Source organism: Cohaesibacter gelatinilyticus (assembly GCF_900215605.1).
GTDB classification, from domain to species: domain Bacteria; phylum Pseudomonadota; class Alphaproteobacteria; order Rhizobiales; family Cohaesibacteraceae; genus Cohaesibacter; species Cohaesibacter gelatinilyticus.
Genome location: NZ_OBEL01000001.1, coordinates 1,480,170 through 1,501,514, shown reverse-complemented (window position 1 = coordinate 1,501,514; position 21,345 = coordinate 1,480,170). Strand labels below are relative to the sequence as shown.

Sequence of the window (21,345 nt, the reverse complement as noted above, 5' to 3'; positions counted from 1 at the left end):
GACTGATTGATGGAAGATTTCCTCTATAACTGGCTCATTCCCGGAGCAATCATCGTAGGGCAGTCCTTGCTGCTTCTGGTGCTGCTTTTGGTCATGATCGCCTATATCCTTCTTGCCGACCGCAAGATCTGGGCTGCTGTTCAGATGCGCCGCGGACCGAACGTCGTTGGTCCTTGGGGACTGTTTCAGTCCTTTGCGGATTTGCTGAAGTTCGTGCTGAAAGAGCCTGTGGTCCCTTCTGGTTCCAACAAGGGCGTCTTTTTGCTTGGCCCTTTGGTCACAGTGACTGTTGCGCTAGCTGCTTGGGCTGTTGTGCCGGTCTCGGAAGGCTGGGCGATTGCAGACATCAATGTCGGTGTTCTCTACATTCTGGCGGTTTCCTCGCTCGGTGTTTATGGCATCATCATGGGTGGCTGGGCATCCAACTCCAAATATCCGTTCCTGTCGGCTTTGCGCTCTGCTGCGCAAATGGTGTCTTACGAAGTCTCTATCGGCTTCGTGATCATCACCGTTCTGCTCTGCGTTGGTTCGCTGAACCTGACCGACATCGTGAATGCGCAGAAAATTGGCCTTGCCAGCTGGATGGGGGTGCCAAGCCTGACATTCCTGAACTGGTACTGGTTGCCATTGTTCCCGATGTTCATCATTTTCTTCATCTCTGCTCTGGCAGAGACAAACCGTCCTCCATTCGATCTGCCAGAAGCGGAATCCGAGCTGGTTGCCGGTTTCATGGTAGAATATGGCTCCACGCCATACATGATGTACATGCTGGGTGAATATGTGGCGATTGCACTGATGTGCTCCATGACAGCGATCCTGTTCATGGGCGGTTGGCTGCCACCGTTTGATTTTGCACCATTTACCTGGGTGCCGGGCGTTGTCTGGTTCATCCTGAAATCCGGTGCAGTCTTCTTCATGTTCGCGATGGTGAAAGCATTTGTTCCCCGTTATCGCTATGATCAGTTGATGCGTCTTGGCTGGAAAGTCTTCCTGCCGATCTCACTGTTCTATGTGGTTCTGGTTGCGGGTGTACTGCAATTCACCGGATGGGCTCCTTAAGGTGTGAGCCTTGAAGGGCAGGAGATAAGTTTGATGGATCTGTCTTTACCCGGAATGATCGGGGCGGCAATTGGATTGGCCATAGGTTGGGTCGACTTCAAGATGCTTGGCGGCATGATCCGAGCGAAGTATTTGCAAAAGAGGAGAGATGCTGGACTGGCTGATCATCCGAACACCGTAAAAACTGCTGACATGATACAGGCAGCAATTTTTGTCCTCACTATCGGGCTCTTTCCCTTCATCGGGTATTGGGCAGGATCATCCCTCACGGGAAGCTAGAAAAGCGCTCACTGGAGGCTAGTAAAATGGCACTTGCACAGGCAGCAAAATCGCTCATGCTCAAGGAGTTTGTTCACGCATTCGTCTTGTCCATGCGCTATTTCTTTGCGCCGAAGGCGACGGTTAACTACCCGTTTGAAAAAGGGCCGGTTAGTCCGCGTTTTCGTGGAGAACATGCATTGCGCCGATACCCCAATGGGGAAGAGCGCTGCATCGCGTGTAAATTGTGCGAGGCAATTTGCCCAGCGCAGGCCATCACCATCGAGGCCGGTCCTCGACGCAATGATGGGACACGCCGCACCACACGTTATGATCTGGACATGACAAAATGCATCTATTGCGGCTTCTGTCAGGAAGCTTGTCCGGTAGAGGCAATTGTTGAAGGACCAAACTTCGAATTCGCTACCGAAACGCGCGAGGAGCTCTTCTATACCAAGGAGAAGCTGCTTGAGAATGGCGAGCGGTGGGAGCAGGAAATTGCGCGTAATATCGCAATGGATGCACCTTATCGATAAGTTTTGAAGACCGGGCAGGGCGTCTGGTCTTTCATTGAGAGAGCATGGGGGCGCCCGTCAGGGCGAAGAGGGCCAAAAATGATCCTTCAAACCTTTTTCTTCTATCTGTTTGCAGCCATTTTGCTTGGCTCGGCCCTGATGGTCATTGCCTCACGCAATCCGGTGCATTCAGTATTGTTTCTCATTCTGGCCTTTTTCAACGCCGCGGGTCTGTTCGTGCTGGTCGGTGCTGAATTCCTGGCGATGTTGCTGGTTGTTGTTTATGTCGGGGCTGTGGCGGTTCTGTTCCTCTTCATCGTGATGATGCTGGATGTGGACTTTGTCGAGCTGCGATCAGGTTTCCTGCAATATTTGCCAACCGGTCTTGTGGTCGGCATTGTGCTGGTTGCCGAGCTGCTGATCGCGCTGGGTGGTTGGGCGCTAAGCCCGGATGTGACCGCGAATATCGCAGAGCCTATTCCGGCACTGGCTGAGAAATCGAACATCGAGGCAATCGGTGCGCTGCTCTATACGAAGTATATCTACTACTTCCAGAGCGCAGCAATGATCCTTCTGGTGGCGATGATTGGTGCAATTGTACTTACCTTGCATCATCGCAAGGATGTTCAGCGTCAGAATATCTCTCGTCAGGTTGGTCGTACGGTGGCCAATTCCATCGAAATCAAACAAGTGGAATCTGGCAAGGGCATTTAGACCCGTTGCCGGTTCCGCTAGAGTTTAACTCTAGAGGACCGAGAAGTCGGTAAGGCAGACCAAAAATGGAAATTGGACTTAGCCATTATCTGACCGTTGGAGCGATCCTGTTCGTGATCGGTATGTTCGGTATTTTCCTGAACCGGAAAAACGTGATCGTCATTCTGATGTCGGTCGAACTGATCCTGCTCGCGGTCAACATCAACTTCGTTGCCTTCTCGTCCTATCTGGGCGATTTGGTCGGGCAGATCTTTGCTCTGCTTATTCTCACTGTTGCGGCTGCTGAAGCTGCAATTGGCTTGGCAATTCTGGTAGTCTTCTATCGCAATCGTGGCTCGATTGCTGTTGAAGATATCAATATGATGAAGGGCTGATAATCATGTACTCGGCCATCGTCTTTCTTCCGCTGATCGGTTTTTTGATTGCAGGCCTCTTTGGTCGCTCAATCGGCCATAAGGCGTCTGAATATATTACTTCCAGTTTTCTGGTTATCGCAGCACTCCTTTCATGGATCGCATTCTTCTCGGTTGCCCTTGGTTCCGGCGAGACAGAGAAGGTTCCGCTCCTGAGCTGGATTGCATCTGGTACGCTTGTTTTTGACTGGGCCATTCGCGTTGACACGCTGACTGCTGTCATGCTGGTGGTTGTGAATTCGGTATCTGCGTTGGTGCATATCTATTCCATCGGATATATGCATCACGATCCAAACCGTTCACGCTTCTTTGCTTACCTGTCGCTCTTCACCTTTGCCATGTTGATGCTTGTCACCTCTGACAACCTGATGCAGATGTTCTTTGGCTGGGAAGGTGTGGGTCTGGCTTCTTACTTGCTGATCGGTTTCTGGTTTCAGAAACCGTCTGCGAACGCGGCCAGCATGAAAGCTTTCGTTGTCAACCGTGTTGGTGACTTTGGTTTCCTGCTTGGTATCTTTGGCGTCTATTACATCTTCGGTTCTACCGATTTCGATGTGATCTTCGGTAAAGTTCCTGAGATTGTTTCTCAGATCAACGCTGCTGAAAACCCACTGCGTCTGACATTCCTTTGGAGTGAGTGGAACCCGCTGACCGTTATCTGTCTGCTGCTGTTCACCGGCGCGATGGGTAAATCAGCTCAATTCCTGCTGCATACCTGGTTGCCAGATGCGATGGAAGGCCCAACCCCAGTGTCCGCGCTGATCCATGCTGCGACAATGGTGACGGCTGGTGTCTTCATGGTGGCGCGTATGTCCCCACTGTTCGAGGTAACGCCAGATGCTCTGGTTGTTGTGACCTTCGTCGGTGCGACCACTGCATTCTTTGCGGCGACAGTTGGTCTCGTACAGAACGACATCAAACGTGTGATTGCCTATTCCACCTGTTCCCAGCTCGGTTACATGTTTGTAGCTCTCGGTATCGGTGCATATGGTGCAGCTATCTTCCACCTGTTCACGCATGCCTTCTTCAAGGCTTTGTTGTTCCTTGGTGCGGGTTCTGTGATCCATGCCGTCTCTGACGAGCAGGATATGCGCAAGATGGGTGGTTTGGCCAAGCATGTCAAAATCACATACTGGATGATGATGATTGGTACGCTGGCGCTGACCGGGGTTGGTATCCCAGGCACAGTGATTGGTTTCGCTGGCTTCAATTCCAAAGACGCGATCATTGAGAGTGCCTTTGCTGCAACGAACCCGTTTGCTGGTTATGCATTTGCTCTGACGGTCGTTGCGGCCCTGTTCACCAGCTTCTACTCCTGGCGTCTGGTCTTCATGACCTTCCATGGCAAAGAGCGGATGAGTGCTGATGTGAAAGCGCACATTCATGAAAGCCCGCTGGTCATGACCGTTCCGCTGATGCTTCTGGCGGTAGGCGCTGTCTTTGCCGGTATGATCTTCTCCAGTTTCTTCTATGGTGCCAATTTCGATGCCTTCTGGAAAGGTGCGTTGTTTGTCGGTCCTGAGAACAATCTGATCGAAGAGTTCCATCACGTGCCATGGGCGGTCAAGCTTGCACCATTCGTGATGATGCTGACCGGCCTGGTGACAGCTTGGTATATGTATATCAAGAATCCAAGCCTGCCGAAGCAATTGGCTAATCGTCACCATGGGCTCTATCAGTTCCTCTTGAACAAGTGGTACTTCGATGAGCTCTATGATCTCATCTTTGTCCGTCCTGCCATGAAGATCGGCTCCTTCCTCTGGAAGAAAGGCGATGAGCGTACCATCGACTATTATGGTCCAAATGGTATTGCCGCTCGTGTCGTCGACATGACCAACCGTGTCGTTCGTCTTCAAACTGGTTATGTTTATCACTATGCCTTTGCCATGATGATCGGTGTTGCCGTTCTCATCACTTGGGCCATGTTTACCGGAGGGGCACACTAATGAGTGAATGGCCACTTCTCTCAACGGTCGCTTTTTTGCCACTGGTCGGTGCATTCCTGATCCTGCTGGTCAAAGGCGACAGCGAAGTCTCCCGACGTAACATCAATAATGTTGCGCTGTGGACGACGATCGTGACATTCCTGATCTCTCTATTGATCTGGAACCAGTTTGATCCGACCACCGCCGGTTTCCAGATGCAGGAAGAGGCCGCATGGCTTTCCTCCAGCATCAGTTATCGGATGGGCGTTGACGGCATTTCCATGCTGTTTGTCATTTTGACCACCGCCCTGATGCCAGCTGCCATTTATGCTGGTCGTAACTCAGTGACCAAGCGCGTGAAGGAATATATGATTGCTTTCCTCGTGCTGGAAACGATGATGATCGGAGTGTTCTGTGCGCTGGACCTGGTGCTCTTCTATTTGTTTTTCGAAGCAGGCCTTATTCCGATGTTCATCATCATCGGTGTTTGGGGCGGTCAGAACCGCGTTTATGCCAGCTTCAAGTTCTTCCTCTATACGCTGATTGGCTCCGTGCTGATGCTGTTGGCCATCATGGCCATGTATTGGGAAGCGGGCACCACAGATATCATCACGCTGCTGAACTATAACTTCCCGCCTGAGATGCAAACATGGCTGTGGTTGGCTTTCTTTGCGTCCTTTGCCGTGAAGATGCCAATGTGGCCGGTTCATACCTGGTTACCAGACGCGCACGTTCAGGCCCCGACTGCAGGTTCCGTAATTCTGGCTGGTATTCTGTTGAAGATGGGGGGGTACGGCTTCCTTCGTTTCTCCTTGCCAATGTTCCCGCTGGCGTCTGAGTTCTTCGCGCCGATGGTCTATGTGATGAGCGTTGTTGCCATAATCTATACCTCCTTGGTTGCCTTGATGCAGGAAGATATCAAGAAGCTGATCGCTTACTCATCTGTTGCCCATATGGGCTATGTGACCATGGGTTTGTTTACCATGACCATGCAGGGTGTGCAGGGCGGTATCTTCCAGATGCTGTCCCACGGTATCGTGTCTGGTGCGCTCTTCCTCTGTGTGGGGGTTGTGTATGATCGCATGCATACTCGTGAGATCGCTGCTTATGGTGGACTGGTTCACCGGATGCCGTGGTTTGCGACAATCTTCATGATCTTCACGATGGCCAATGTCGGTTTGCCTGGTACATCTGGCTTCGTTGGGGAATTCCTGACCTTGGTCGGTGCATTCCAGGATAATACCTGGGTTGCCTTCTTTGCGACCACCGGAGTGATCCTCTCCGCTGCCTATGCTCTATGGCTCTATCGCCGCGTGGTGTTTGGCAAGCTGGAAAAGGAAAGCCTGAAAACCATTCTCGATATGAACATGCGTGAGAAAATCATCCTCGTGCCGCTGGTCGTGCTGACCATTTTGTTTGGTGTTTATCCTGCGCCAATCATGGATGTCACGGCCGTTTCCGTCGAGAATCTGATCAATAATTACGAAGCAGCTCTGGCTGCTGCGGACAAGGTTGCTCTCCTCAGTAATTGAGGGGAGTTGACCGCAACATGAAGAGAGAAAGTTATGGCAACTGAAATGGCTATGCTTCCAGATCTCATGCCGGCACTGCCGGAAATTCTGTTGGCCGTGGGTGCTATGGTGCTGCTGATGCTGGGTGCCTTTGGTGGGCAGAAATCCACCATGGCGGTTACCGGCCTCACCGTTGCCTTGATTATCATTGCAGGCGCGATCCTTTTGCTGAGCCCGGTTGAAAAGGCTGTCACCTTCAATGGTGCCTTTGTGCTGGATTCCTTCGCGCGTCTGATGAAGATCATCATCCTGATTGGCGCCGGCTTTGCCATTGCCATGTCTGTTGGATATGCCCGGGCCGAGAAGTTCGAGAAATTTGAATATCCGATCCTGATCATGCTGGCGACGCTTGGTATGATGATGATGGTGTCGTCCAACGACATGATCGCCGTCTATCTGGGTCTGGAGCTCCAGTCTCTGTCTCTGTATGTGATTGCATCCATCAAGCGTGATAGTGAGCGGGCAACTGAGGCGGGTCTGAAATATTTCGTTCTTGGCGCTCTGTCTTCTGGCATGCTGCTCTATGGTATGTCACTGATTTATGGCTTTACCGGTCATATTTCTTTGGAAGGTATTGCAGAATCTTTGCATGCTAGCGAAGCGGGCATTGGTGCGATCTTCGGTTTGGTCTTCATTCTGGCTGGCCTGACCTTCAAGATCTCTGCGGTTCCATTCCATATGTGGACACCGGATGTATATGAAGGTGCACCAACGCCAGTAACGGCATTCTTTGCAGCCGCTCCGAAAGTTGCTGCGATGGGGCTCATCGTTCGCGTCGTGTTTGGTGCCTTCGAGCCTTTGGAAGCACAATGGCAGCAGATCATCGTCTTTGTGGCGATCCTGTCCATGGTATTGGGTGCGTTTGCGGCAATCGGTCAACGTAACATCAAACGTCTGATGGCTTACTCCTCCATCGGTCATATGGGTTACGCGCTGGTTGGTTTGGCGGCTGGCAGTCAAGCCGGTGTCGAAGGTGTGATCATCTACATGATTACTTATGTCATCATGACGCTTGGTGCCTTTGCTGCTATTCTGGCAATGCGCCGCAAGGATGGTATGGTTGAGACCATTGATGAACTCTCTGGCTTGTCCAAGACAAATCTGCCAATGGCCTTCTTGCTTGCCATGATCATGTTCTCGCTTGCTGGTATTCCTCCTCTGGGTGGTTTCTTTGCCAAGTGGTTTGTCTTCTCAGCAGCAATTGAAGCTGGTCTCTATCCATTGGCGATCATCGGTGTTCTGGCATCTGTTGTGGGTGCCTATTATTATCTACGTATCGTCAAGATCATGTTCTTTGATGATCCAGCACCAATGTTCGAGAAGATGACAAGCGAATTGCGTGTCGTTCTTGGTGCGAGCGGTATCATCGTTCTGACCATGGTCTTTTATATCGGCTCCATTCGTGAAATGGCCGAAGTTGCAGCCAAGAGCTTCTTCTAGTTCTTGTCTTTTGCGCTGAAACAGTTTAAGGCCTGCCAGACTCTTAGCTGGCAGGCCTTTTTCGTTAAATGTTGGCGGAATGCCAACGATTGGCACAATGTGATAAATATAGAGGGACCCTTGAGCAGTTTTCCAAGCCATTATCGTCATCAGGCATATGACGCTGTTGTTTCCACCAATGAGCTGGCTTTGCAAGCTGGTCAGAGGGGAGAGATAGGAAATCTATGGATTACTGCTCGGGAGCAAACGGGAGGTCGTGGCAGACGTGGGCGCGCATGGGTGTCGGAGACTGGTAATCTCTATTCTTCTCTGTTGCTCATTAACCCAGCGCCTTCGGCTAAGGTTGCACAACTTCCTCTGGTAATTGCAACGGCCGCTCATAGAGCTGTCTGTAATGCTCTACCGCCCAATCTTCGCGCGCAGGTCTCGATCAAATGGCCCAATGATCTCTTGATGGAAGATCGCAAGATTTCGGGTATTTTGCTGGAAGGCTCCAACCGTGGCAATGGTGATCAGATCGTAGTGGTTGGTATTGGTATCAATTGCCGAACGCATCCAGGTCAAACGGATGGGTTGGGTGCAGCCAATCTGTCTGAAGGTGGCTTTGATATTGACCCTGATATTCTGTTTCCGCTATTGGCGCAGCAGGTTGATCGCCAGATTGGCGTATGGCGACAGGGTGCAGGTTTTGATGATATTCGTCGTGATTGGTTGATGCGTGCCAGAGGCGTTGGAAAACCGATTGTGGTACGTCTGCCCAATGAGGAATTGCATGGGCATTTCGAGCATCTGGACGATGATGGTGCGCTTGTGCTGCTAATGGACAAGGGATCGCGGCGCAAAATTCTGGCCGGTGAGGTCTTTTGGCCGCAGTGCTGATCAAAGCTGAAGTTACCTGATCGGCTAATTGGATGGATGGCCGCAAGATTTTGAATAGGATTGATAATGATTTCTTCTGAACTGATATTCATGCCATTGGGTGGTGTTGGCGAAATCGGCATGAATATGGCGCTCTATGGTATTGGACCGGAGGGCGATAAAAGATGGATCATTGTTGATTTTGGCGTGGCCTTTGCCCATGAAGCGCATCCCGGAGCCGATCTTATTTTTGCCGATATCCGGTTTCTGGAGGAAGAGAAAGACCGGATAGAAGGTATTGTGATCACTCACGGTCACGAAGATCATTTCGGGGCTCTTCCTTATCTTTGGGAAAAGCTGGGCATACCAGTCTACGCTACGGGGTTTCTGGCTGATCTTGTTGAAGCCAAAATGGCGTCTGAGCCTGGCGCGCCAAAGGTTCCGGTCAAGCGTGTAGAGCAAGGTGGCCGTGTGAAACTCGGGCCGTTTGAGGTCGAGTTCGTGCCAATGTCTCACTCCATTCCGGAAGCCAATGGTTTGGCCATTCGGACCGAGCATGGCCTTGTGTTGCATACTGGTGATTGGAAATTGGACGATCAACCCGGCATTGGACGTGCAACCGATAAGAAACGTCTTCAGGAACTGGGCGAAGAGGGTGTGCTGGCACTGATATGCGACTCTACCAATGCCATGAGTGAAGGATCTTCGATTTCAGAAGCGGATGTTGAGGAAGAGCTTTATCAGCAGATCCGAAATGCCCCCAAACGCGTGGCCGTGACGACCTTCGCCTCCAATGTTGCGCGTGTTCAGGCTGTTGCTCGTGCGGCAAGGAAAGCTGATCGTCAGGTTGTTGTGGTTGGTCGGGCTCTTTGGCGCTTCATTGAAGTGGCTCAGGAGCAAGGCTATCTGAGCGATGTTCCAGAATTTCTGTCTGATGAGGAATATGGCTATCTTCCGCGCAACAAGGTGGTTGCCATTCTGACGGGCAGTCAGGGTGAAAAACGCGCAGCGTTAGCTCGGATCGCCGGAGGTGAGCATCGTTCCGTGCAATTCACCAAAGGCGATCGGGTGATCATGTCATCCAAGGCGATCCCTGGAAATGAACGGGCTATTGGTGAAGTGATCAACAATCTGGCACAGCAGGGGGTTGAGGTGATCACGGATCGCGATGCTCCTGTTCATGTGTCCGGCCATCCACGTCGTGATGATCTGCGCAAGATGTATCAATGGACCAAACCGAAGATCGCGATTCCCGTTCACGGTGAAGAGATGCATCTGAAAGCCCATGGTGCATTGGCGGAAGATATGGGTGCGCGCGAAGTGGTACATGTGCGCAATGGTTGGATGGCGCGTCTGGCTGGCGGTACGGTCAAGAGCTGGGATGAATATCTCGGCGGGCGTCTCTATAAAGATGGCGATGTGATCGGCACCTTTGAGGAATGTGGTATCCAGCAGCGGCGGAAACTGTCCTTTGTTGGCCATATCTCTGTGGCACTGACCGTCAATCGCAAGGGTGAGATCTTGGGACATCCGCAAATGGCGTTGGCGGGTATTCCTGACCGAGATAAGGACGACAAACTGTTTATGGAGATCGTGGAAGCTGGAGTCTTTGGTGCTTTGCGCGGTATGCCGGGTAAGAAACGCAAGGATGTCGAGGTTTTGAGAGAGGCGGTGCGTCGCTCGGTTAGGAATGAAGTCTACCAACACTGGGCCAAAAAGCCCATTGTTGCAGTGATGGTGAACCTTGTATGACTGGTATGAGTTGTTTTGCGCCTGACGGTGATGGTTCGGGCGAGCTTATATAAGGATTATTATCATGATTGGTCGTCTCAACCACGTCGCCATTGCTGTATCTGATCTGAAAGCTGGTGTGGCTACTTATGCCGGTGTGCTGGGCGCAAAGGTTTCGGACCCACAGGACGAGCCTGATCACGGTGTTCGAGTGGTGTTTGTGGAATTGCCCAATACAAAGATCGAACTTCTTGAGCCACTTGGCGAGAATTCTCCAATTGCTAAATTTCTTGAGAAGAATCCTGCTGGCGGTATTCATCATGTTTGCTACGAAGTGGACGATATCATCGCCGCTCGTGACAAGTTGAAAGCCGAAGGCGCGCGCGTGTTGGGTGATGGTGAACCTAAAATTGGTGCCCATGGCAAACCAGTTGTGTTTTTGCACCCAAAAGATTTCTGCGGCACATTGACAGAGCTGGAACAGGTCTAGAATGTAAGGACTTATCCTTATCTCGATGATGAGGAATTGGACCTCAAGAACAAGAAAGTGATGCTCCATGGGATTGATCAGCGGATTGGCTATTTATTTCATTATCTGGTGGATCTCACTGTTTCTGGTTTTGCCTTTTGGTGTGCGCACCCAAGCTGAGGCGGAGGATATGCGTCTTGGCACCATGCCTAGTGCACCTGTCCGCAGTCGGATGTTATTGCGGGTGATTGCCACAACCATTTTGGCCACGGCACTTTTTGGTGCTTACTATTGGGCAGTTGAGATCAAAGGACTTGGGCTGGATGATCTGACTTTCCTGCCTATGCCAGACAGTTTGCGTTAGATCTGCATCCTACGAAGTTTGAAAGGCTCCCATTGAGGAGCCTTTTTTGTATGAAATTTCAATGGAACCGGGTTGGTCAGAAATTCAGGCAAAAAAAAACAAGGCCAGAAGCCTTGTTTGAATAGGGTACGCGATGGTGATCCCATTGCTCTTACTGCTTTTTGATTTTTGCTAGATGAGAGCGGCTGCGGGTTAACGCGCCAGAGATCTGTATCCTCCCAAGACATTTATCGCGTTGGATATTGAGATATCAGTGGTGAGCGTATCTCTTATCATTATGGCAGCACATTACTTGCCCACTTGGCATTTGTCATCATTCTTTTTTGACTAACAGGCATTTTTTTTTGATTTGGCTAATTTTTCGCATTTTGCGCCATTCTGACGCACTAGGATAGCGTTTGAGGGTAGAGGTTGTTTCCGGATTTTTGCGTAGAAAATGGGCTTGCCTGTGTAAAAGAAGCTGCGATCGAGGCATTTAAGCTTATTTGCTGCCTTCATCGATTTCTCACGCTATAAAGTGCGCAAACCAACAGATCCGCGATGGCCGCATTCGGGAATGTCCCTTTGCTTGCTGCGCGAAAGTGAAGGAAGAAGTTGCTATGCGTCTTTCCCGTTATTTTCTGCCAATTTTGAAGGAAAACCCCAAAGAGGCTGAAATTGTTTCTCACCGCTATATGTTGCGCGCAGGTATGATTCGTCAGCAACAAGCGGGGATCTATTCCTGGTTGCCATTGGGGCTGAAAGTTCTGCGTAAAATTGAACAGATTGTACGTGAGGAGCAGAATAGAGCAGGGGCAGTGGAGCTGTTAATGCCTACCATGCAGCCAGCTGATCTGTGGAAAGAAAGTGGCCGTTACGATGATTATGGCAAGGAAATGCTGCGTATCGTCGATCGTCATGAACGCGATATGCTGTTTGGTCCAACCAATGAAGAGATGATCACTGATATTTTCCGCTCATCTGTCAAATCCTATCGTGACCTGCCACTCAACCTTTATCATATTCAATGGAAGTTCCGCGATGAAATCCGCCCTCGCTTTGGTGTTATGCGTGGTCGTGAGTTTCTGATGAAGGATGCCTACAGTTTCGATATGGATGAGGAGAGTGCACGCGAGGCTTACCATCGCATGTTCGTGGCTTACCTGCGCACCTTCAAGCGACTCGGTTTGACCGCAATCCCGATGAAAGCCGACACTGGCCCAATTGGAGGTGATCTCAGCCATGAATTCATCATTCTGGCCGATACCGGCGAGAGTGAAGTTTTTTGTCACAAGGATTACCTTTCCAAGGAAATTCCGGGTGATGGTGTTGATTTTGACGGCGATCTGTCGGGCATCGTTGCAGATTGGACCAGCGAATATGCTGCAACCGAAGAAATGCATGATGAAGCTGCCTTCAATGCAGTCTCAGAGGCTGATCGTATCGCCGCACGTGGTATCGAAGTTGGTCATATCTTCTATTTCGGGACCAAATATTCTGATGCGATGAATGCCAAGGTCACAGGTGCTGATGGCAAGGATGTTCCTGTTCATATGGGATCTTACGGAGTTGGTGTGTCTCGCCTTCTTGGCGGTATCATCGAGGCTTGCCATGATGAGAACGGTATTGTTTGGCCAAAGTCAGTTGCTCCATTTGATATTGGTCTGATCAATATGAAAGCTGGCAATGAAGACACCAACAGTGCTTGCGAGCAGATTTATGAGCGCCTTGGAAATGCCGGATTTGACGTGCTTTATGATGATCGTTCCGGTCAGGCTGGTGCCAAATTTGCTACTATGGATCTTATCGGTCTTCCATGGCAGGTCATCGTTGGTCCACGTGGCCTGAAGAGTGGCGAAGTGGAAATCAAAGAGCGCGCGACTGGCAAGAGGGAAATGGTTTCCCTTGATGCGGTCGTTGAGCGTATGATTGCCGAGAAATGATTCTGATTTGGAATCACAATAAGTAAGAGGGACCTTCAGGCAGTGCGGTTTGTCTGAGGGTCTTGCTATCAAGTTGGAGATGTGAATGTCCGCTGAAGAGGCCAAACGGCCGTTCGCATTGTTTGAATGGATGATGGCATTTCGTTATTTGCGTTCGCGCAGGCGGGAAGCTTTTATTTCCATCATTTCATGGTTATCTTTTTTTGGAATCATGCTGGGTGTAGCTACCCTTATCATCGTCATGGCGGTGATGAATGGTTTTCGTTCGGAATTACTGGACAAGATTCTGGGCATTAACGGTCATTTGGTTATCCAGCCAGTGGATTCTGATCTCACCGACTATGATGCTGTTGCCAAGCGTATCGAGGGTGTGAATGGTGTTAGCTATGTCATTCCCTTTGTGGAAGGGCAAGTTTTGGCATCTGGCTCTGGCGGTGCTGTTGGTGCATTGGTTCGTGGTATGTCGCGCGAAAGTTTGGATAAGCTAAAGCTTGTTTCAAACAATGTTTTACAAGGAAACCTTGAGAAGTTTGATGAAGAAGAAGGCATTGCCATTGGCTCTCGTCTGGCCCGCTCACTCGGTGTTGTTGCTGGTGATCATATCAAACTGATCTCTCCAAAAGGTGCTGTTACTCCAATGGGAGTTGCGCCTCGTATCAAATCCTATCCGGTCAAGGCCATCTTCGAAATTGGCATGTCCGAATATGACAGCACTTTCGTGTTCATGCCTCTGCAACATGCCCAACTCTATTTCAATCATGAAGGCAAGGTTTCGGCGATTGAAGCCTATGTTGAAGATCCTGATATGGTTGGTGAGATGAGAGCTTCTGTTGAAGAAGCTGCTGGCAGGCCGATTTTTGTGACGGATTGGCGCTTTAGAAATGTGACCTTCTTCTCCGCGCTGGAAGTTGAACGCAATCTGATGTTCATTATCCTGACATTGATCATTCTGGTGGCGGCTCTGAACATCATTTCCGGCCTTATCATGCTGGTAAAAGACAAAGGGCATGACATCGCTATTTTGCGCACAATGGGAGCGACCCGAGCATCCATCATGCGGATCTTTGTGATAACCGGTGCCGCTATTGGCTTTGTCGGAACCATGGCGGGTTTCATTCTCGGGTTGATCGTATGTCTGAATATTGAAGCCATTCGCCAGTTCGTTTCCTATATCACTCGTACTGAATTGTTCAGCCCTGAGCTCTATTTCCTCTCCAAACTGCCTGCCGATATGGATGTTAGTGAAACTGTAAGCGTCTTGGTGATTGCACTTCTTCTGTCGTTCCTGGCGACGCTTTATCCTGCATGGCGCGCGGCGACACTCGATCCGGTGGAGGCATTGCGGTATGAATGATCTTCCGACGGATGAAATGAAGACGGTGGAGAATACTCAACCAGCATTGGAAGAGAGCCGTTTGATCGCTAATGACGAGCTTCTTGTCTTGAGAGACGTTCAGAGGAGCTATATTCAGGCAGACAACGAGTTGCCGATTTTGGTTGGAGCCAATCTTAGTGTCAAGGCTGGTGAGATGGTGGCGTTAGTTGCTCCGTCCGGGGCTGGTAAATCTACATTGCTGCATGTCGCAGGTCTGTTGGAGCGACCGAATGGTGGCGAAGTTTATATCGCTGGAAAACCACAGAGTGGAGCGGTTGATCGGGCTCGTACTGTTACCCGACGGGATGAGATTGGTTTTGTCTATCAGTTTCACCATCTGCTTGCTGAATTCTCGGCTTTGGAAAATGTGGTTCTGCCACAATTAATCAGCGGTGCGAATAAATCCGAAGCAGAGAGCAGGGCGCTGGAATTGTTGAAATACATGCGCGTGGATCACCGCGCGGCTCATCGTCCTGCAGAATTGTCCGGTGGTGAACAGCAACGTGTTGCCATTGCCCGTGCCATGGCCAATGGTCCGCGTGTGTTGTTGGCTGACGAACCAACGGGAAATTTGGATCCGACTACCTCTGACTATGTGTTCAAGGCGCTCAATTCTCTGGTGAAACAGTCTGGAATTTCCGCGCTGGTTGCTACTCATAATTTGTTTCTTGCGGAACGTATGGATCGCCAGATTACTCTGGTGGATGGTAAGGTTGTCGAGATCTGATAGGCCATATTGTCGAATTTTGAACCCCGTGATCAGTTTCTGACTGCGGGGTTTTGTTTTCTTTTTGTTCTTATTGTTCTGATTTGTCATGCTTTTCTCGGGGTACGATGTTTATTGAAAAAAACGCTTGAAATAAGAACAAAACATATACATAATAAGTTCAAATAAAGAACTTTGAGGTGTAGTAATGATTATTCGTGATGTGCTGGCGCTTGGTTCCCTGATCACCTTCATGTCCATGTTGAGCCTTTGGACTGAAGTCCTGGCTCGACTCTCAAGCTAAATTCCTTATTGCTGCCTTCCTTTGAAGCTTGCTGTAAAAAACGTCACAAGATTTATCGGAAAGCAGGGGGGAACAAGAATGCCGGTCTTGGTGTTTTAGCATCGGTCTTTTAGACTGCATGCTTGGCTAGGAAAGGACGTCTTGTTATGGCTGAACTAAACAGTGATTTGAAATTCATTCATCTTCATGTGCATTCAGCCTATTCCTTGCTGGAAGGTGCTCTCCCTGTCGGCAAATTGATCAAGCAGGCATTGAAAGCCGATATGCCTGCGGTGGCCATGACAGATACGCGTAATTTGTTTGGCGCATTGGAGTTTTCGCAAAAAGCTGTAGGTGAGGGCCTGCAACCTATTCTGGGATGCCAGATCGAGGTTGATTTTGGTGATCCAGCGCAAGCAGATGCATCCGGCTTCAAACTACCATCTCTTGTCTTCATTGGTATGAATGATGAAGGATGGTCTAATCTTGTCCGCCTCGTCAGTCGCTCATTTCTTGCCTCTCATGATGACGCAGATCCCCATGTTAGCATTGATGATGTTCGCGAATTTTCGAGCGGCATGATCTGTCTTACTGGTGGGGGCAATGGACCGATTGATGGCCCTCTCGTTCACCATCATGTGGAAGTTGCCGGTGCACGTCTTTCTCAACTGAAAGAGATGTTTGGTGATCGCCTCTATATAGAGGTGATGCGTCATGGTTTGCCGGATGAACATGTCGTTGAACCGCAACTACTCGATCTCGCCTATGAAATGCATCTGCCGCTGGTCGCTACCAATGACGTTTATTTTTCTGAACGAGAAGATTTCGAAGCCCATGATGCGTTGATTGCCATTGCCGAAGGCAAGGTGCTTGTTATGGATGATAGACGCCGTCTGACACCAGAGCATTATTTCAAAAGTCAGGAGGAGATGGCAGAGCTCTTTTCTGATTTGCCAGAGGCAATAGAAAATACAATCGAGATTGCAAGGCGATGTCACGCGAGAGCCCGAACCATCAATCCGATCTTACCACGTTTTGCTGGTGCAGATGCCGATCCTGCCGAAGCAGAAAAACATGAGGCGGCTGAATTGCGCCGTCAGGCGGAAGAGGGTTTGCGTCGCCGGATTGAAATACATGGTATCTCTCCAGATATGCAGGAGCAGGACTATTGGGATCGACTTAAGTTTGAACTTGATATCATTGAGAACATGAAATTCCCCGGTTACTTCCTGATCGTTGCGGATTTTATCAAATGGGCCAAGGATCAGGATATTCCAGTTGGCCCGGGCCGTGGTTCCGGTGCTGGCTCGCTTGTGGCTTATTCCCTTACCATTACTGATCTGGATCCCCTGCGATTTGCCTTGCTGTTCGAACGTTTCCTCAACCCGGAACGCGTCTCCATGCCCGATTTCGATATTGATTTCTGTCAGGATCGGCGTGAGGAAGTGATCCTCTATGTTCAGCGCAAATATGGCCGCGATAATGTAGGGCAGATCATTACATATGGTACGCTTCAGGCTCGCGCAGTGTTGCGAGATGTCGGTCGTGTCTTGCAGATGCCATTTGGTCAAGTCGACAAGCTCTGCAAAATGGTGCCGATGAAAGGTGCTGTATCAGTTTCCCTGCCTGAGGCGTTGGAGCAGGAACCCCGTCTAACGGATGCGCGCAAGGAAGAAGAGATTGTTGATCGCCTGATCAATATGTCGCTCAAGCTCGAAGGGCTTTATCGACATGCGTCCACTCATGCCGCTGGTATTGTTATTGGGGACCGCTCGCTCGATAAATTGGTACCGATGTATCGAGATCCACGCTCCGATATGCCGGTAACCCAATATAATATGAAATGGGTCGAGCAAGCGGGGCTGGTGAAGTTTGACTTCTTGGGCCTTAAGACCCTGACGGTGCTGGATACGGCTGTTCGGTTCGTGAAACAGCGCGATATTGATATCAACCTGGCTGAAATTCCGATTGACGATAAAGCTTCCTATGAGATTTTGGCCAAAGGTGAGACCGTTGGGGTTTTCCAGCTGGAATCCATGGGCATGCGCAAAGCACTTTTGGATATGAAACCTGACCAATTCGAAGACATCATTGCTATCGTGGCGCTTTATCGTCCAGGACCAATGGCCAATATTCCGACCTATTGTGCGCGAAAGCGTGGCGATGAAACCTTCGAGTATATGCATGAGTTGCTCGAATCCGTTCTCAAGGAAACCTATGGCATCATCATCTATCAGGAACAGGTGATGCAGATCGCCCAGATTCTCTCCGGCTACTCACTTGGTGAAGCGGATATGCTGCGCCGAGCCATGGGTAAGAAAATCCGTGAGGAGATGGAAAAGCAGCGGGTTCGTTTCTGTGATGGTGCGGAAGAGCGTGGCGTGAAACGAGAACAAGCGTCTGAGATTTATGATCTTGTTGCCAAATTTGCCGACTATGGTTTTAACAAATCACACGCTGCTGCCTATGCTTTGGTTGCCTATCAAACGGCTTATATGAAAGCCAATTACCCGGTTGAATTTCTGGCAGCGATCATGACGCTGGATATGAACAATACCGATAAGCTGTCGGAATTCCGCCGTGATGCCATTCGTTTGGGAATTGAGGTGCGTCCTCCTTCCATCAATGAATCGGGTGTTGAATTCGTTGTGAAGGAAGGTGCCATTGTCTACTCCATGGCTGCGATCAAAGGGGTGGGTCAGCCTGCAGCTGAGCATGTTATGGAGGTGCGCGGGGACAAGCCGTTCAAGGATCTGGCAGATTTTGCCAAACGTATCAGTCCGCGGGTTCTTAACAAACGTACCATTGAAAATCTGGCCGCTGCAGGTACCTTTGACTGTCTTAATCCAAACCGGGCGCAAGTTGTTGCGTCAATTGATGTGATCATGGGTGAGGCGGCGCGTGCCAGTCAGAATGCTTCATCCGGGCAAGGTGATATTTTCGGAACTGCCGATATAGAAGTCGCGCCCCTTATTCTTCCTGATATGCGTCCGTGGACCAATGAAGAGAAATTGCAGCGCGAATATGGTGCTGTGGGGTTTTATCTTTCCGCTCACCCATTGGACGACTATATCTCTGTTCTGGAGGAAAAGCGTATTCAGCTCTGGCAACCATTTGAGAATGCGGTCAAGCAAGGTGCCAGTGCTGGTCGATTGGCAGGCACCATTACGGGTCGACAGGAGCGCAAGACCAAAACCGGTAATCGTATGGGGATCATCAATATCTCGGATCCAACTGGTCAGTATGAAGCAGTGCTGTTTTCTGAAGCTTTGCACCGGTTTCGAGATATGCTGGAGCCGGGAAAGACTGTAATTCTGGAAGTGGGAGCAGATGAGCGCCCTGAAGGTGTATCTGTTCGTATCAACAATGTGCGTCCGCTTGATGGGGGGGGCTTGCAGAAGAATATGCGCGTTTTTGTGCGTGATGAGAAACCACTGACGTCCCTTCGCAAACAGCTGGATGAACGTGGTGATGGCGATGTCTCTGTCATCGTCATGATTGATGAGGGCGAATGTGAAGTTGAAATGCGTCTCAAAGGAACATTCTATGTGTCCAATGAGGTGGGCCGTGCACTGAAAGCCATCCCTGGTATTGTCGATGTTCAGGTGGGAAGCTTTTAGATTTCGACGTTTCCCAAATTCTGAAGAGCGTGCATTCTTGCTAAAACCAGTCGAGATTCCTGATTTCTTCGGTTAACAAGTGAATGAAATGGTCCAGTTCCGGCCTTGGCCCCTGACGTGACTGGATGGCGCAATAATAATTGATGCTGATTTGTGGCTCAAACCGTCGTTGTACAACACCGTGATGCCGCCATAGATGGGCCGCCAGTGGCTCGACCACTCCGATTGCCAGACCTTGAGCTACAAGGGAGTAGGCTGTGTGAGAATTGTTGATTTCATAGTTTCTTTTGATTGTTACGCCACGGTCAGCCAATGTTCGATCCAATTCGTCCCAATGCATTGGTCCGTCTGGCATGATGCCAATTACTGATTGTCCGGATAGATCTTCTGGTTCGATGACTGATTTCTTTGCCAATGGATGATCGTGACGGATTATGCATGCCTGGGGTGCCGTTCCCAAAAGCAAGCGTTTGGTATTCTGAAGGTTTGGAAGACCTGAGGCGATGGCTATGTCGACGGAGGCATTCTGCAATCGCATGACGGTTTGTGCCAATCGATGAGAATGGATCGAAATGCGGGTGTTTGGATGTTTTGCGGAAAAACGGCCTACGACTTGCGGAAGTAGCGTGGTGGCTACTGAATGCCCTGCTGCTACGCGAAAAACGTCTGTGCTATTTTCGCGAATGTCTCTGGCAATATTTTCAAGACGATCCAACCCAAGAAAATTTTCCTCTACACTCTCATAGAATTGCAAGCCCGCTCTGGTCAATTCCAGCGATCCCTGTTTGCGTTCGAACAGCTTGAATTTCAGGTTATATTCCAGATCACGGATCAATCGGCTGATAGCCGATTGCGTGACATGCATTTGTGTAGCAGCCCCAACCATGGAACCGGTGATCATGATATAGCGGAATGCTTCCAGTTGACGAAACTTCATGATGATTCCCTATCACATTTTTGCATAACATATTCGATAAAATGATTTGATAAAATGCCTGCTTTTTGGTCTGTAACAGAAAAGAAGATTTAAAGACCATTGAGGGGTCAGGCGTTTATGATCGATTTTCGCGATTGCTATTCAGCAGATTATTTTGAAGCGCGAGAAAGATTTCTCAAGCATGCGAAGGAGTTGGATCTACCCAGTGAGACTTTTTTGCACCCTCAATCCAGCGAGTTTGATCAGGATGTTGCCGTTGATGTGGTTAGAATAGGTTCGATCGAGGCCAAATATGTTCTCTTTGTCACATCTGGCGTACATGGTACTGAATTAACCGCTGGATCTGGCCCGCAATTGCAGATGCTGTCCCATTTCAACGAAAGCTTGCCAGCGGATACGGCTTTGGTTCTCGTTCATGCGATGAATGCTTATGGTTCTGCCAAGCTGACCCGTACCGATGAGAATAATGTCGATCCGAATCGTAACATTCGTGCCGACTTCTCAAAACTCCCCGTAAATGAATCTTATAGAGAGCTGCATTCTGCTCTTTGCCCTAAAGAGTGGCAGGGAGAGGGGCGTGAGAAAGCGGATGCAGGTATCACGCATTATGTAGAAGAGAAGGGCGTGCTGGCGCTGACACAGGATGTGTTGCAGGGACAATATGAATATCCTGATGGGATCTTCTATGGCGGCAAAACTGAGAGTTGGTGTGTGAGCAATTTCACGCAGATCGTCAAAGACCATGCCAAAGATGCTGATCAAATTGCTATTGTTGATATCCATACTGGTGTCGGCCCTTACGGGTTTGGCGAAGTCATGCGCGTTGATCGTCCTGCACCTGCTGATGTGGAGTGGGAGAATATCGGCGGTTTTGTCTGCGATATTCTGGATCGGGCAGATTGCCCGAAAGCACCTATCAAGATTCTTCTTGAGTTTGGTACTTATGAGTTCGATCGGGTGCTGACAGGTTTACGTGGGGACAATTGGCTTCGTCATCATGGGGATCCGCAATCGTCGTGGGGACGGCAGATCAAGCGGAACCTGCGAGATGCCCTTTTTGCCAATGACGAGAAATGGTTGGGTGACATCTCTCGGCAGAGTTTGGAAGTGTGCGAGGCAACATTACAGGAATTGAAAGGTGCAAGTGAAACTATTTAGTCTGTGGTTGTGGATTGGTTGAATTTC

The 21,345-nt window shown here is 49.8% G+C and carries 18 protein-coding genes; 17 read left to right on the top strand and 1 reads right to left on the bottom strand.

Features of this window, described 5'->3' with window-relative positions:
• The first annotated feature begins 9 nt into the window (after positions 1-9).
• From nuoH to dnaE, 16 genes are all read left to right on the top strand, one after another.
• Positions 10-1,059: an NADH-quinone oxidoreductase subunit NuoH gene (gene nuoH, locus CRO57_RS06685; protein ID WP_097152530.1), complete on the top strand. Its 1,050-nt coding sequence runs from the start codon at positions 10-12 to the stop codon at positions 1,057-1,059.
• A gap of 33 nt (positions 1,060-1,092) precedes the next feature.
• Entirely contained in the window at positions 1,093-1,338 is a 246-nt protein-coding gene (locus CRO57_RS06680; RefSeq protein ID WP_097152529.1) for a hypothetical protein, read from the top strand.
• A 26-nt stretch (positions 1,339-1,364) separates the two neighbouring features.
• Positions 1,365-1,853, top strand: a complete 489-nt coding sequence (gene nuoI / locus CRO57_RS06675) for an NADH-quinone oxidoreductase subunit NuoI (RefSeq protein WP_097152528.1) — start codon at positions 1,365-1,367, stop codon at positions 1,851-1,853.
• Positions 1,854-1,931: 78 nt separating this feature from the next.
• Positions 1,932-2,546: an NADH-quinone oxidoreductase subunit J gene (locus tag CRO57_RS06670; protein WP_097152527.1), complete on the top strand. Its 615-nt coding sequence runs from the start codon at positions 1,932-1,934 to the stop codon at positions 2,544-2,546.
• A 65-nt stretch (positions 2,547-2,611) separates the two neighbouring features.
• Positions 2,612-2,920 carry an NADH-quinone oxidoreductase subunit NuoK gene (nuoK, locus tag CRO57_RS06665; RefSeq protein ID WP_097152526.1) on the top strand — a complete coding sequence of 103 codons (309 nt, stop codon included), beginning with the start codon at positions 2,612-2,614 and terminating at the stop codon, positions 2,918-2,920.
• Between the two features lie 2 nt (positions 2,921-2,922).
• Complete coding sequence (gene nuoL / locus CRO57_RS06660; protein WP_170956027.1) at positions 2,923-4,905, top strand: NADH-quinone oxidoreductase subunit L; 1,983 nt, start codon at positions 2,923-2,925, stop codon at positions 4,903-4,905.
• Positions 4,905-6,416 carry an NADH-quinone oxidoreductase subunit M gene (locus tag CRO57_RS06655; RefSeq protein ID WP_097152524.1) on the top strand — a complete coding sequence of 504 codons (1,512 nt, stop codon included), beginning with the start codon at positions 4,905-4,907 and terminating at the stop codon, positions 6,414-6,416. The genes nuoL and CRO57_RS06655 overlap by 1 nt, the downstream gene beginning before the upstream one ends.
• 33 nt (positions 6,417-6,449) lie before the next feature.
• On the top strand, positions 6,450-7,895 hold the full coding sequence (nuoN, locus tag CRO57_RS06650; protein WP_210200771.1) for an NADH-quinone oxidoreductase subunit NuoN: 1,446 nt from the start codon (positions 6,450-6,452) through the stop codon (positions 7,893-7,895).
• Between the two features lie 120 nt (positions 7,896-8,015).
• Positions 8,016-8,774: a biotin--[acetyl-CoA-carboxylase] ligase gene (locus CRO57_RS06645; protein WP_170955975.1), complete on the top strand. Its 759-nt coding sequence runs from the start codon at positions 8,016-8,018 to the stop codon at positions 8,772-8,774.
• 66 nt (positions 8,775-8,840) lie between these two features.
• Positions 8,841-10,505 (top strand): ribonuclease J, encoded by a 1,665-nt coding sequence (locus tag CRO57_RS06640; RefSeq protein ID WP_097152522.1) that lies wholly within the window; start codon positions 8,841-8,843, stop codon positions 10,503-10,505.
• 64 nt (positions 10,506-10,569) lie between these two features.
• Positions 10,570-10,974, top strand: a complete 405-nt coding sequence (gene mce / locus CRO57_RS06635; protein ID WP_097152521.1) for a methylmalonyl-CoA epimerase — start codon at positions 10,570-10,572, stop codon at positions 10,972-10,974.
• A gap of 67 nt (positions 10,975-11,041) precedes the next feature.
• Positions 11,042-11,317: a DUF1467 family protein gene (locus CRO57_RS06630; RefSeq protein ID WP_097152520.1), complete on the top strand. Its 276-nt coding sequence runs from the start codon at positions 11,042-11,044 to the stop codon at positions 11,315-11,317.
• Between the two features lie 599 nt (positions 11,318-11,916).
• Complete coding sequence (proS, locus tag CRO57_RS06625; protein ID WP_097152519.1) at positions 11,917-13,239, top strand: proline--tRNA ligase; 1,323 nt, start codon at positions 11,917-11,919, stop codon at positions 13,237-13,239.
• An 85-nt stretch (positions 13,240-13,324) separates the two neighbouring features.
• Entirely contained in the window at positions 13,325-14,593 is a 1,269-nt protein-coding gene (locus CRO57_RS06620) for a lipoprotein-releasing ABC transporter permease subunit (protein WP_244580024.1), read from the top strand.
• 64 nt (positions 14,594-14,657) lie between these two features.
• Entirely contained in the window at positions 14,658-15,341 is a 684-nt protein-coding gene (locus tag CRO57_RS06615; protein WP_097153252.1) for an ABC transporter ATP-binding protein, read from the top strand.
• A gap of 429 nt (positions 15,342-15,770) precedes the next feature.
• Positions 15,771-19,223 (top strand): DNA polymerase III subunit alpha, encoded by a 3,453-nt coding sequence (gene dnaE, locus CRO57_RS06610; protein WP_097152518.1) that lies wholly within the window; start codon positions 15,771-15,773, stop codon positions 19,221-19,223.
• Positions 19,224-19,263: 40 nt separating this feature from the next.
• On the opposite strand, the gene CRO57_RS06605 is transcribed toward dnaE, so the two are convergent.
• Positions 19,264-20,160, bottom strand: coding sequence for a LysR family transcriptional regulator (locus tag CRO57_RS06605; protein ID WP_097152517.1), 897 nt, complete (start codon positions 20,158-20,160; stop codon positions 19,264-19,266).
• Between the two features lie 117 nt (positions 20,161-20,277).
• Between CRO57_RS06605 and CRO57_RS06600 the strand changes: the two genes are divergently transcribed.
• Positions 20,278-21,318 carry a DUF2817 domain-containing protein gene (locus tag CRO57_RS06600; protein ID WP_097152516.1) on the top strand — a complete coding sequence of 347 codons (1,041 nt, stop codon included), beginning with the start codon at positions 20,278-20,280 and terminating at the stop codon, positions 21,316-21,318.
• Positions 21,319-21,345 lie beyond the last annotated feature (27 nt).